This is a genomic window from Kitasatospora sp. NPDC047058, assembly GCF_040643935.1.
GTDB lineage: Bacteria > Actinomycetota > Actinomycetes > Streptomycetales > Streptomycetaceae > Kitasatospora.
Genome location: NZ_JBEYVJ010000207.1, coordinates 1 through 12,742, shown reverse-complemented (window position 1 = coordinate 12,742; position 12,742 = coordinate 1). Strand labels below are relative to the sequence as shown.

General features: G+C 70.7%; 8 protein-coding genes and 1 pseudogene. 3 read left to right on the top strand and 6 right to left on the bottom strand.

The window, feature by feature from the left end; genetic code table 11:
- Positions 1–404: pseudogene (locus ABZ885_RS25860) on the bottom strand (hypothetical protein); the annotation flags it as partial.
- A gap of 181 nt (positions 405–585) precedes the next feature.
- On the opposite strand from ABZ885_RS25860, the gene ABZ885_RS25855 reads away from it, so the two are divergent.
- A complete protein-coding gene (locus ABZ885_RS25855; RefSeq protein WP_360193129.1) occupies positions 586–1,524 on the top strand; it encodes an A/G-specific adenine glycosylase in 939 nt (312 codons plus the stop codon).
- Positions 1,525–1,637: 113 nt separating this feature from the next.
- Here the strand turns inward: ABZ885_RS25855 and ABZ885_RS25850 are convergent, their stop codons facing one another.
- Complete coding sequence (locus tag ABZ885_RS25850; protein ID WP_360193132.1) at positions 1,638–3,164, bottom strand: MDR family MFS transporter; 1,527 nt, start codon at positions 3,162–3,164, stop codon at positions 1,638–1,640.
- A gap of 319 nt (positions 3,165–3,483) precedes the next feature.
- On the opposite strand from ABZ885_RS25850, the gene ABZ885_RS25845 reads away from it, so the two are divergent.
- Complete coding sequence (locus ABZ885_RS25845) at positions 3,484–4,113, top strand: helix-turn-helix domain-containing protein (protein WP_360193126.1); 630 nt, start codon at positions 3,484–3,486, stop codon at positions 4,111–4,113.
- A 105-nt stretch (positions 4,114–4,218) separates the two neighbouring features.
- Here the strand turns inward: ABZ885_RS25845 and ABZ885_RS25840 are convergent, their stop codons facing one another.
- Positions 4,219–5,208 (bottom strand): M23 family metallopeptidase, encoded by a 990-nt coding sequence (locus ABZ885_RS25840; protein ID WP_360193123.1) that lies wholly within the window; start codon positions 5,206–5,208, stop codon positions 4,219–4,221.
- A gap of 341 nt (positions 5,209–5,549) precedes the next feature.
- On the opposite strand from ABZ885_RS25840, the gene ABZ885_RS25835 reads away from it, so the two are divergent.
- On the top strand, positions 5,550–6,716 hold the full coding sequence (locus ABZ885_RS25835; RefSeq protein ID WP_360193120.1) for a beta-eliminating lyase-related protein: 1,167 nt from the start codon (positions 5,550–5,552) through the stop codon (positions 6,714–6,716).
- 95 nt (positions 6,717–6,811) lie between these two features.
- On the opposite strand, the gene ABZ885_RS25830 is transcribed toward ABZ885_RS25835, so the two are convergent.
- The 3 genes from ABZ885_RS25830 to ABZ885_RS25820 all read right to left on the bottom strand — a co-directional run.
- Positions 6,812–9,163 (bottom strand): immune inhibitor A domain-containing protein, encoded by a 2,352-nt coding sequence (locus tag ABZ885_RS25830; protein ID WP_360193118.1) that lies wholly within the window; start codon positions 9,161–9,163, stop codon positions 6,812–6,814.
- 351 nt (positions 9,164–9,514) lie between these two features.
- Positions 9,515–12,034, bottom strand: a complete 2,520-nt coding sequence (locus ABZ885_RS25825) for an ATP-dependent Clp protease ATP-binding subunit (RefSeq protein WP_360193115.1) — start codon at positions 12,032–12,034, stop codon at positions 9,515–9,517.
- Positions 12,035–12,504: 470 nt separating this feature from the next.
- On the bottom strand, positions 12,505–12,742 hold a 238-nt coding region (locus ABZ885_RS25820), incomplete at its 5' end, for a hypothetical protein (protein ID WP_360193113.1).

Below are 12,742 nucleotides of genomic sequence, written 5' to 3'. Positions count from 1 at the left end.
GCGCACGCACATCGGCTCGCCCGGGTCGACCCCGAGCACCCGCGCCACGTGCTCCGGCGCGCCCCGCCGGTGCCGCCCGTGCTGAGGCTGACGTCGCCGCCGCCGGAGCCGGAGACCGCGCCGCCGCCCGGGTTGGCGCCGCCGCTGCCGTTGCCGCCGGGGCGCGAGTTGTTGGCGGGGCCGCTCGGGGAGGCGCCGGGCGTGATCGCCGGGGCGGGGGCCTGGGACTGGGACGGAACGGCCTGGGCGGCCTTGCCGCCTGATCCGCCGTCACCACTGCCCTGATCGGACATCAGCCAGGCGATCAGGGCGACGACCGCGGCGACGGCGACGAGCACGACGAGGCGCCGCCGCCAGTAGATCGAGGCCGGCAGCGGTCCCACGGGTTGACGGAGAGAGGGCACGCCCAAACTCTACGAGACAGTGTGTGTCTCCTGACTCACCAACACCGCACAGTCGCCCCTTCCTTCACATGATCCGCCATTTGCGCCGTTCGAGGGAGGTCGGGCCGGCGTTTTCCGGCGGCATACGGAGTACGGGATTCCGCTTCGACCCCGGTGGCGGGCGTGGGAGGATCGAAGGGCCATGGCTGCCATCACCGTCACCCCCGCCCCCCGTCCCGACGCCCCCCGTCCCGACGCCGCCCGGCTGCCGCTGCCGGTGCTGCACTCCACCGTCCTCGGCTGGTACGAGGCCAACGCGCGCGAGCTGCCCTGGCGGACCCCCGAGGCCTCGCCCTGGGCGGTGATGGTGAGCGAGTTCATGCTGCAGCAGACCCCGGTGAAGCGGGTGCTGCCCGCCTGGGACGCCTGGATGGAGCGCTGGCCGACCCCGGCCGCCCTGGCCGCCGAGGCGCCCGGCGAGGCGGTCCGGATGTGGGGCCGGCTCGGCTACCCGCGGCGGGCGCTGCGGCTGCACGCGGCCGCGGTGGCGATCACCGAGGAGCACGGGGGTGAGGTCCCGGACGACCACGCGACCCTGCTCTCGCTGCCCGGGGTGGGCGAGTACACGGCGGCCGCGGTGGCCTCGTTCGCCTTCCGCCAGCGCCACGTGGTGCTGGACACCAACGTCCGCCGGGTGTTCGCCCGCGCGGTGACGGGCGTGGAGTACCCCGCCCAGGCCACCACGGCGGCCGAGCGCCGGACCGCGACCACGCTGCTGCCCGACGACCGGGAGACGGCGGCGACCTGGGCGGTCGCGGTGATGGAACTGGGCGCGCTGGTCTGCACCGCGCGCGGTCCGGAGTGCGGCGGGTGCCCGCTGGTCGCCGGCTGCGCATGGCAGCGGGCCGGCTGCCCGCCGTACGAGGGTCCGGCCCGGCGCGGCCAGTCGTACGAGGGGACGGACCGGCAGGTCCGCGGGAAGCTGCTGGCGGTGCTGCGGGCCGAGCACGGCACGGTCGAGCAGGCCCGGCTGGACGCGGTCTGGCCGGACGCGGTGCAGCGGGCGCGTGCGCTGGACGGGCTGGTCGCGGACGGCCTGGTGGAGCCGGTCGGCCCGGGCGTCTACCGGCTCCCGCAGTAGCCCGGCGCCGGAAACCCGTCAGTCAGCACGGGGAGCTCCCGGACGCACGGAACCCGGATGCACGGAACCCCGGTGCGGCGGGGCCGCACCGGGGTTCCGCATGACGCCGGACGTCAGATCGCGACGGCCTCGACGGAGGAGTCGGCGTCCTTGCCGTCCTCCGGGCCGTCCTTGGCCGGCATGCCGGCGCCGCGCAGCGGCACCTCGCGCATGAAGACCGCGGCGGCGACGGCGATCACGGCGACCCCGGCACCCCAGAGGAAGACGGTGTGCACGCCGTTGGACACCGCGTGGTGGTAGGCGTCCTGGACCGGGGCGGGCAGCGCCTTCAGCGCGGCCGGGCTGAGCTGGCTCGGGTCGCCCTTGCCGTTGCCGTTCGCGGCCGCGTCGCCGAGCCGCTCCTTCATGGTCTCGGTGACCCGGTTGTTGAACAGCGCGCCGAACAGCGCGACGCCGAAGGAGCCGCCGATGGTGCGGAACAGGGTGGCGGTGGAGCTGGCCACGCCCATGTCCTTCAGCTCGACGCTGTTCTGCGCGACCAGCATGGTGATCTGCATCAGGAAGCCCATGCCCGCACCGAGCACGATCATCCAGCAGGCCGAGGTGAAGCTGCCGGTGTCGGTCCCCATGGTGGAGAGCAGCAGCATGCCGGCGGTCATCACGATCGTGCCGATGATCGGGTAGATCCGGTACTTGCCGGTCTTGGTCACCGCCTGGCCGACCACCAGCGAGATGACCAGCATGCCGAACATCATCGGCATCAGCAGCAGGCCGGAGCTGGTGGCCGAGGCGCCCTGGACGGTCTGCTGGTAGAGCGGCAGGAAGACGGTCGAGCCGAACATCACGAAGCCGACGATGAAGCCGATCACCGAGACCAGCGTGAAGTTCAGGTTCTTGAACAGGTCGAGCGGGAGCATCGGCTCCTGCACCCGCTGCTCGACGTAGCAGAAGGCGATCAGGGTGGCGGCGGCCAGCGCGGCCAGGCCCAGGATCTGCTTGGAGCCCCAGGCGTAGTCCTGCCCGCCCCAGGTGGTGATCAGGGTGAGCGCGGTGATGCCGGAGGTGAGCAGGAGCGCGCCGAGGTAGTCGATCCGGGCCTTGTTGTGGACCTTCGGCAGCTTCAGGGTGACGACGACGACGGCGAGCGCGACCACACCGAGCGGCAGGTTGATGTAGAACGTCCAGCGCCAGCTCAGGTGGTCGGTGAGGAAGCCGCCGATCAGCGGGCCGCCGACGGTGGCGAGCGCCATCACCGCGGCGAACATGCCCTGGTACTTGCCGCGGTCGCGCGGCGGGACCAGCGCGCCCATGATCGACATCACGCCGACCATCAGGCCGCCGGCGCCCAGGCCCTGGAGGGCGCGGAAACCGATCAGCTCGCCCATGTTCTGCGACAGGCCGGAGAGCGCCGAGCCGGCCAGGAAGATCACGATCGAGGTGAGGAAGGTGCCCTTGCGGCCGTAGAGGTCGCCGAGCTTGCCCCAGATCGGGGTGGAGGCGGCGGTGGCCAGGATGTAGGCGGTGACCACCCAGGACAGGTGCTCGGCGCCGCCGAGCTCACCGACGATGGTCGGCATCGCGGTGCCGACGATCAGGTTGTCGAGCATGGCCAGCAGCATGGTGACGACCAGGCCGATCATGACCAGGCGGATCTCGCGGGGGGAGCGCGGCGGCTCCTCCTCGGGTGTCTTCTTCTCCGGTGCCGGGGTGTCGGCGGGCGGTTGTGACATGGGTGGTGTCTCCCGGGACAGGATCGGACGACGCTTCGGACCCTCGACGGCTCACTTACTTGTCGCCCGGCTAGTTTGTTGGCCGTCGGCACGGTAAGTTGTCCACTAGCCGGTCGTCAAGCCAGTTTTCTTGCCGACGGCCTGGGCAGGGAGAATGAGCCCGGGGGCGGACGTCGACAGGCGCCCGGCGACCGAGCAGCAGGCAACCGACGCAGTCATGAGGCAGGCCATGGGTACTCCGCACAGCCCTCGTAGCGACACCCGGGCCCGCATCATCGCGGTCGCGCTGGAGCTGTTCTCCGAGCAGGGCTACGAACAGACCTCGCTGCGGGAGATCGCCGACCGACTGGGCGTCACCAAGGCCGCGCTCTACTACCACTTCAAGACCAAGGACGACATCGTCCACGGAATCGTGGACAGCATGGCCGCGCCGATCGACGACACCATCGCGTGGGGCCGCGAGCAGCCGTGGACGCCGGAACTGCGCGACGAGCTGATCCGCCGGTTCGCCGCGGGCATGTCGGAGCGGGTCCCGCTGCTGCGGTTCTTCCACGAGAACCAGCCCGCGCTGCGCGACTCACCGGCCGGGCTGGAGTTCCGGCAGCGGATGATCGCGATGATCCGGCTGGTGCACGGCCCGGACGCCAGCTTCGAGGACCGGCTGCGCGCCACGATGTCGCTGTTCACCATCAACCTGGCGATGTTCATCCTGAAGCAGGACGCCGACGACTGCACCGTGCCCGGGCACGTCCCCGGCGGGGTGGCGACGGTCGGCAGCCCCGAGGAGGCGATGGCGGCGGCGCAGCTGGTCGCGCTGGAGATCGGCTCCCTGATCGACCACCGGGCCCCGCAGGCCTGAGCGGCACGGGAGCCGCACCGGCCCGGACGGAGGCAGCCAGGACGCAGGCGGCCCGGACGGCCCGGCCGCCGGACGCGGCCGCCCGCCGACGCTCCCGGTCCGGGCTCAGAACCCGGTGACCCCGTGCCCGGAGAGGTACGCGATCGGGTTGATCACCGCGCCGTAGTGGTTGCTGGAGCGGATCTCGAAGTGCAGGTGCGGGCCCGTCGAGTTGCCGGTGTTCCCGGACGCGCCGATCTGCTCGGCCGCCGACACCCGCTCGCCCGCGGACACCGAGATCCGCGACATGTGCGCGTACTGCGCGTACCGGCCGTCGGCGAGCCGCAGCACGACCTCCTTGCCGTAGGCGCCGTCCCAGCCGGCCGACACCACGGTGGCGTTGCCGACCGCGAGCAGCGGGGTGCCCGGGGAGACCGCGAAGTCCACGCCCGTGTGGTACCCGGCCGCGTACTCGGGGTTGGCCACCCCGTACGGGTTGCTGGTCGGCGCTCCCGGCACGGGGGCGGACCACTCGGGCGCCGGGGCGGGGGCGGGAGCGGGCTCGGGGGCCGGCGCGGGCGCCGGGGCCGGCCCGGCGGGCTGCGCCTGGTCCGCGGAGGGGGCGGGGGCCGCGGCGGGCGGCTCGGGGGCCTGCAGGTTGGCGGCGACCGCCACGTACTCCTGCGCCGAGCCGTGCTGGTGCGGAAGCTTGTACGCGCTCGGGCCCGCCACCTGGACCGGCGCGGCGGCCGGCGCCCCGGCCTGCTGGGCGGTGAACGCCGAACTGCCCGGGGTGGTGGGTATGACCGTCTGCGCCGAGGCGCTGCCGGGGGCCGCCACCAGCAGGGCGCCGGACAGTATCACCGCACTGGCGCCGACCGCGGTGACGGTGCGGTGCCGGTCGGCCCGCAGCGGGCCGGCGAGCGGGCCGCCGAGTGGGCCGACGGGCAGGCCGTGCCGGGGCGCGGTGAGCGCCCGCAGCGTCGCGGTGTGGGTGCGGACGGCGTGGCCGAGCCGGGGCTGCCAGGCCGCCGCCTGGGTCGCCGCGCGGGCGGCGAGGCGGCGGAGGGCCGGCCCCGTGAGCGGGACGTGGGACATCGGGTAGCTCAACCTCACGGACGTACGGGAGCAGCACAACGGGCCCGTTCGGGCGTGCTCTGAGCGGGGGACCACTCAGGTGTAACCGTCACCGAGCGGACTCCCAAACGGTGTGACGTACTACGGCGTGTAGTCGGCGTGGCGCCGGAGATTCAAGCTGACGGAGTAATGATCATGTGATCCGATGGTCCGTTCGCGGCACCCGCCCGCCCGGGCCCGCACCCGGCCGTCCTACTACCGTCGTTCGTACGACCGGGGTGCGCTGTGACCAGTACCACCTGGGCCCGGGTTTGGGAGCGGTTCGAGGCACGAACCGGGGTACGCACCGACAGCGCCCCCCACTGCGGGACCATCGACGCATGTATCCCAACTGGAGCGAATCCACCGAAGGCGGCCACGGTCCGGGCCTCCAGGAGCGCCGCTTCGCCGCCCGGCGCGGCTGCGAACGGCTGCTCTCCGGCACCCGGCCGCGGAGCCTGCGCGAGCAGCTCGCCGCCCTGGCCGCGGACGCCGAGACCGCGTACGACCTGGACCGGCGGCCGGACATGTACGGCGACGGCGTGGTCCGCGCCCTGGAGCAGAGGGTCGCCGGGCTGCTCGGCACCGAGGACGCGGCCTTCTTCCCGACCGGCACCATGGCCCAGCAGGTCGCGCTGCGGATCCACGCCGAGGCCGCCGGCCTGCGCACGGTCGCGACGCACCCGCTCGCCCACACCGAGCAGCACGAGCGGCACGCGCTGGCCGACCTGAGCGGCCTGCGCAGCGTCTGGCCCACAGAGGCCCCGCGGCTGCCCACCGCGGCCGAACTGCGGGCGTTCGACGAGCCCTACGCGGCCCTGGTGCTGGAACTCCCGCTGCGCGAGGCCGGCTTCGTCCTGCCGGCCTGGCCGGAGCTGGCCGGGGTGGCCGGCGTGGTGCGGGAGCACGGTGCGGCCCTGCACCTGGACGGGGCCCGGATCTGGGAGTCGGCCGTCCACCTCGGCCGGCCGCTGCCGGAGATCGCCGGCCTGGCCGACTCGGTGTACGTCTCCTTCTACAAGACCCTCGGCGGGATCAGCGGTGCCGCGCTGGCGGGGGAGGGCCGTTTCATCCGGACCGCGAAGGCCTGGCGGCACCGCTACGGCGGGCAGCTCTTCCAGCAGTGGCCGGCCGCGCTCGCCGCGCTGGCCGGGCTGGACCGCGAACTGCCGCGGCTGGCGGGGTACGTGGCGCACGCCAGGACGGTGGCGTCGGCGTTGGACGAGGCGTTCGCGGCCGTCCCGGGGGCCCGGGTCCACCCGGCACCGCCGCACACCCACCAGTTCCAGCTCTGGCTGCCGTACACCGCCGAGGAGTTGGAGACGGCGGGCCTGCGGCTGGCGGAGGAGGCGGGGACGGCGCTGTTCGGCTCCTGGCGCGAACCGGGCCCCCCGGGCCTGTCGATGACCGAACTGACGGTGGCGGCCGACGCGCTGGAGTGGACCGAGAAGGACGTCGCCGAGGCGGCGGACGGCTTCCTGGCCCTGCTGCCGCGGAAACCGTTCTGAAAGGACGTCCGGCCCGCCCCCGCAGGTGCGGGGACGGGCCGGACGGATGCATCACTGCCGCTTGGTCAGAGGCTGATCGTCACTGCTCGGTTCGATCAGTTGTCGACCGGGCGGACCCGGATCCAGGTCTCCAGGTAGTTCGAGGACTCGTTCTCGACCTCGATGCTGGTGCCCGTCTTCGGGACGATGACGCTGCTGTACGGGTTGTCCTTCGACCAGTACGACTTCAGGTCGCTGAACTCGTCGACGCCCTTGGCCTTCGGGACGACCGTCTCGACACCGCCCTTGTGGAGGGACAGCGCGTCGGTCTTGCGCGAGCCGAAGGTGGAGTCGTAGCCCTGGATGCGCGGGCGCATCAGGGTGCCGTCGGCCCACTTGATCGGCGTCGGGTGCGAGTCGATCGGGAGGACCAGACCCTGGCCCGGGTGGTTGGTGACGTTGTTGTCGGTCTGGGAGGTGTCCCACAGCCAGATCAGCAGACCGGCCTGGTACGGGTAGTGCTCCACCCAGTTCGGCTTGGCGGTGCCGAAGCCGAAGTTGTACGGACCGGTCTGGAGGGTCCGGTCGAACGAGATGTACTGACGGTTCTCGGCGAGGTAGTACTGGGCGTAGTCGTTCGAGAACTTGCCCGCGATGCGCGAGAAGCCCTTGGCGGCCCAGCCGTTGTCACCGTTCTCGGCACCGTCGGTGAAGACGGTGGCGCCGTCCGCGACGACGGAGATGTCGTCGAGGGCGAGGCCCTTCATGTGCAGGCCGCCGTCGGTGGTGTTGTGGAAGCGGACCTTCACGGCCTTGCCGGCGTAGGCGTCCAGCGGGAAGACCAGGTCGCCCCACTTGCCGCCCGAGTTGCCGCTCAGCGACGCCTTCTCGGCGGCGTTGTGCGGGAGGGCGGTGCCGTTGAAGGTGCCCTCCAGGGCGGTCCAGTTGGCGCCGCCGTCGGTGGAGACCTCGCCGTAGGCGTAGTCGAAGTCCTGCTCCAGGTCGTACCAGGCCTTCGCCTTGAGCGAGCCCGAGGTCTTCCCGGTCAGGTCGACGTCACGGGTCAGCGAGACGTCCAGGTCGTCGGCGCTGCCGCTCCACCACTCGCTCGCACCCGCGTACGGGGTGTTGATCTCGGTGGTGACGGTCTTCTTCGGCAGGTCGACGACCAGCGCCTGCGGCAGCTTGGTGTTGAACTCGACCGGGCCGATGTGGTGGGTCGACTCGGTGCCGGCCTTGGCCTTGTCGAACTTCAGCCAGCCGAGCTGGAGCTTGCTCCAGACGTCGAGGTCGTTCGGCTTGTCACCGATCGAGTTCTTGCCCTCGCCGAGCCAGGAGCCGGAGGACATCAGCGACCAGAAGCCGACCGAGTTGTCGATCCCGCTGCCCGAGGTGTCGTACAGGTCCGGCAGGCCGAGGTCGTGGCCGTACTCGTGCGCGAAGACACCGAGGCCGCCGTTCTCGGGCTGCATGGTGTAGTCGCCGATCCAGATGCCGGTGCCGCCGACGGGGGTGCCGCCGAGCAGGTTGCCGGCCGGACCGGTGGAGCCGCGCTGGGTGCCGTAGACGTACGAGCGGTGGGCCCAGAGCGCGTTGTCGCCCTGCTTGCCGCCGCCCGCCGACTGGTCCTCACCGGCGTGCACGATCTGGAAGTGGTCGATGTAACCGTCGGGCTCGTTGAAGTTGCCGTCGTGGTCGTAGTCGTACCGGTCCCACTGGTCGTACTGCGCGATGGTGGCCTTGATCTGAGCGTCCGTCTGGCCCTTGGCCTTCTGGTCGGCGACCCAGGCGTTGATGCCGTCGCGGATCAGGTCCTGCGCGTTGGCGCAGACGTGCTGGCCGCAGTAGTCCGAGCCGTAACGGGCCTCGTTCCACGGCACCTTCACCCAGTCGGTGACCTGGCCGTCGACCGAGTAGCGGCCCGAGGACTGCTTCTCGTAGAACGTCTTCAGCGAGTCCTGGGTCTTGCTGAAGTACATGTCCTGGAAGTGCTGCTGGTTGAAGTCAGCCTGCCAGAGCGTCGAGTTGTTGCTCGCCGGGTCCGGCTTCTCGATCTGGTTGTGCACCGGACCGGGGGTGCCGCCGTACTTGACCTTGCCGTCGGCGGTCTTCGTGGTGCTGTCCACCTGGTCGCTGAAGTCGACCAGGATGGTGAAGATCTTGTCCGTGCGCTCACGGGCCAGCTCGACGTACTTGTCCTTGCCCAGCTTGACGCTGGTGCTGCCGCCGTGCTCCTCGATCTTCGCGGTGCCGGCGAGCAGCTGCTCGGTGGCGGCCTTCTGCTCGGCCTCGACCTTCTCGGTCAGCGGGCCCGGAAGGTTGTGGTCAGTGTTGACCTGAACGGCCTCGGCCGGGTCCTGCGGGGCCGGGGCGGCCGGAGCGGCGACAGCCGTCCCCGGGAGCAGCCCCGCGCCGAGCGCGGCTATGACCGCCGCGGCCGAGACGGCCGCAGCGGCTTTCCTGGTCATCTTCAACGTTGTGACGTCCTCCCCAAACCGGTCTGGCTCTTGGCCTCCCGGTAAACCAATGAAAGACAGGTGGACGACATTTGATCTAAGCGTGGACGGAAAAGATAGACCTTGACCGTGACATGGCCACAGCGCTATGCTCCGCGACTTGCTATCAGCTGACGCTCCGTCAACAACATTGGCATTAAAGACGACCGTTGATTGGGTCGTGCTCGCACCGCCCCCTGGGTGCGCCCCTCACCTGCGTGATCGTGGGATGGATCACAGGTTTTGTGGCGCCACGTAAAAGGCCTGAGCCCCCGGTGTGAACACCGGGGGCTCAGACGGTTTGCTGTTATCTGTTAAATGTTGCTACTTCGTCAGGTCCGGACCGGACGAGGCGACAGCGGCCGGAGTGTCCGCAACCGCGGACTTCTCCTCGCCGCGGAAGGTGAACTTGGCGTCCTTGCCCTCGCCCTCGACACCGACGACCACGATGTGGCCGGCCCGCAGCTCGCCGAAGAGGATCTTCTCGGAGAGGTGGTCCTCGATCTCGCGCTGGATGGTGCGGCGCAGCGGACGGGCACCCAGGATCGGGTCGTAGCCGCGCTTGGCCAGCAGCTTCTTGGCCTCGACGCTGAGCTCCAGGCCCATGTCGCGGTCCTTGAGGCGGGAGTCCACCTTGTCGATCATCAGGTCGACGATCTGGATGATGTCGTCCTCGGACAGCTGGTGGAAGACCACGATGTCGTCGACGCGGTTCAGGAACTCGGGGCGGAAGTGCTGCTTGAGCTCCTCGCCGACCTTCGCCTTCATCCGCTCGTACCCGGTCTGGGTGTCACCCGTGGCCGCGAAGCCCAGGTTGAAGCCCTTGGAGATGTCCCGGGTGCCGAGGTTGGTCGTCATGATGATGACGGTGTTCTTGAAGTCGACCACGCGGCCCTGGGAGTCGGTCAGGCGACCGTCCTCCAGGATCTGCAGCAGCGAGTTGAAGATGTCCGGGTGGGCCTTCTCGACCTCGTCGAAGAGGACGACCGAGAACGGCTTGCGGCGCACCTTCTCGGTGAGCTGGCCGCCCTCCTCGTAGCCCACGTAGCCGGGGGGCGAACCGAAGAGCCGCGAGACGGTGTGCTTCTCCGAGAACTCGGACATGTCGAGCGAGATGAGCGCGTCCTCGTCGCCGAACAGGAACTCGGCGAGCGTCTTGGACAGCTCGGTCTTACCGACACCGGACGGGCCGGCGAAGATGAACGAGCCGCCGGGGCGCTTCGGGTCCTTGAGGCCCGCACGGGTGCGCCGGATGGCCTGGGAGAGCGCCTTGATGGCGTCCTTCTGGCCGATGACGCGCTTGTGCAGCTCGTCCTCCATGCGCAGCAGGCGGGAGGACTCCTCCTCGGTGAGCTTGAAGACCGGGATGCCGGTGGCGGTGGCCAGGACCTCGGCGATGAGCTCCTCGTCCACCTCCGCGACGACGTCCATGTCGCCGGCCTTCCACTCCTTCTCGCGCTTGGCCTTGGCCTGCAGGAGCTGCTTCTCGTCGTCGCGCAGGGACGCGGCCTTCTCGAAGTCCTGCGCGTCGATCGCGCTCTCCTTCTCGCGGCGCACGTCGGCGATCTTCTCGTCGAACTCGCGGAGGTCCGGCGGCGCGGTCATCCGGCGGATGCGCATCCGGGAGCCGGCCTCGTCGATCAGGTCGATGGCCTTGTCCGGCAGGAAGCGGTCCGAGATGTACCGGTCGGCCAGGGTGGCGGCGGCGACCAGGGCGGCGTCCGTGATGGAGACCCGGTGGTGGGCCTCGTAGCGGTCGCGCAGGCCCTTGAGGATCTCGATGGTGTGCGGCAGCGACGGCTCGGCGACCTGGATCGGCTGGAAGCGGCGCTCCAGCGCGGCGTCCTTCTCCAGGTGCTTGCGGTACTCGTCCAGGGTGGTGGCACCGATGGTCTGCAGCTCGCCACGGGCCAGCATCGGCTTGAGGATGCTGGCAGCGTCGATGGCGCCCTCGGCGGCGCCCGCGCCGACCAGGGTGTGCAGCTCGTCGATGAACAGGATGATGTCGCCGCGGGTGCGGATCTCCTTGAGGACCTTCTTCAGGCGCTCCTCGAAGTCACCGCGGTAGCGCGAGCCGGCCACCAGGGCGCCCAGGTCCAGCGTGTAGAGCTGCTTGTCCTTGAGCGTCTCCGGGACCTCGCCCTTGACGATCGCCTGGGCCAGGCCCTCGACCACGGCCGTCTTGCCGACGCCGGGCTCACCGATCAGCACGGGGTTGTTCTTGGTGCGGCGGGACAGCACCTGCATGACCCGCTCGATCTCCTTCTCGCGCCCGATCACCGGGTCGAGCTTGGCCTCGCGGGCGGCCTGGGTGAGGTTGCGGCCGAACTGGTCCAGGACCAGCGAGGTCGACGGGGTGCCCTCGGCGGGCCCGCCGGCCGTGGCCGACTCCTTGCCGCCGCCGGTCTGGTAGCCGGAGAGCAGCTGGATGACCTGCTGGCGCACCCGGTTGAGGTCGGCGCCCAGCTTCACCAGGACCTGGGCGGCGACGCCCTCGCCCTCGCGGATCAGGCCGAGCAGGATGTGCTCGGTGCCGATGTAGTTGTGGCCGAGCTGCAGGGCCTCCCGGAGCGACAGCTCCAGGACCTTCTTCGCCCGGGGGGTGAAGGGAATGTGACCGGACGGGGCCTGCTGCCCCTGGCCGATGATCTCCTCGACCTGCTGGCGAACGGCCTCAAGAGAAATCCCGAGGCTCTCCAGGGCCTTAGCGGCGACACCCTCACCCTCGTGGATCAGACCCAGGAGGATGTGCTCGGTGCCGATGTAGTTGTGGTTGAGCATCCGGGCTTCTTCCTGAGCCAGGACGACAACCCGCCGCGCGCGGTCGGTGAACCTCTCGAACATCGTTTATCGCTCCTCAGAGCGGTCGGGCAGTTCGGGGTCGGTCCCCGCCCTGTCCTTCCGCATGCTAGTCCCGCTCAGCGGCGCGGCCCACGGATTCACTCCCCGGTACGGGAGCGACATGCTGCGCGACCAGCCGACACCAATCCCAACCTGATGCTGGGAGACGGTGTTCCCACAGGTGGGCCGGATGCACCAGATACCGCTACGCCATCGGCGAACATCGCCGGCCACGGCGGATCCGGACGGCCCCCGGGCCGGTCCCGCGTACTGCCCCGGCCGGGACCGGAGATCCCGACCACCTGCATTCATACCCGGTATCGGGGCGGTTCTCGCGCAGTTTCCGCGGTGGCGGTGTTCGCCTGGCGAGAAGTCGGCCGGCGTGACGGTGGTTCAGCAGTCGCCCGCGGTGGCCGGTACGTGGCCGGAGGTGGCCGCTGTGTGGCCGGTACGCCGTCCCGGTGGTGCCGGCGTCACCGCTCCGCCCCTACAGCGTTGCACAGCCCGTGATTGTTCCGCCGCCCGAATCCGGCCCCCGGACCTGCCCGGACGCGCTCCGGGCCCGCCCGGCCGCGGCCCGGGCCGGTGGCCGGCCGTGCACCGCGGGGCGCGGAGGAGATGTAGTGCAGGTCGGTGGTGAAGGAGCGTGCCCCGACGCCGAGGCCGACCATCCCGGCCTGCTGGTTGTACTCGCTGATCCCGGCGTCGTCG

Excerpts from the sequence above, each read along its gene's own strand:
- ABZ885_RS25855 (WP_360193129.1), top strand. The coding sequence starts at position 586 with ATGGCTGCCATCACCGTCACCCCCGCCCCCCGTCCCGACGCCCCCCGT.
- ABZ885_RS25825 (WP_360193115.1), bottom strand. The coding sequence starts at position 12,034 with ATGTTCGAGAGGTTCACCGACCGCGCGCGGCGGGTTGTCGTCCTGGCT.
- ABZ885_RS25835 (WP_360193120.1), top strand. The coding sequence starts at position 5,550 with ATGTATCCCAACTGGAGCGAATCCACCGAAGGCGGCCACGGTCCGGGC.
- ABZ885_RS25845 (WP_360193126.1), top strand. The coding sequence starts at position 3,484 with ATGGGTACTCCGCACAGCCCTCGTAGCGACACCCGGGCCCGCATCATC.
- ABZ885_RS25830 (WP_360193118.1), bottom strand. The coding sequence starts at position 9,163 with ATGACCAGGAAAGCCGCTGCGGCCGTCTCGGCCGCGGCGGTCATAGCC.
- ABZ885_RS25850 (WP_360193132.1), bottom strand. The coding sequence starts at position 3,164 with ATGATCGGCCTGGTCGTCACCATGCTGCTGGCCATGCTCGACAACCTG.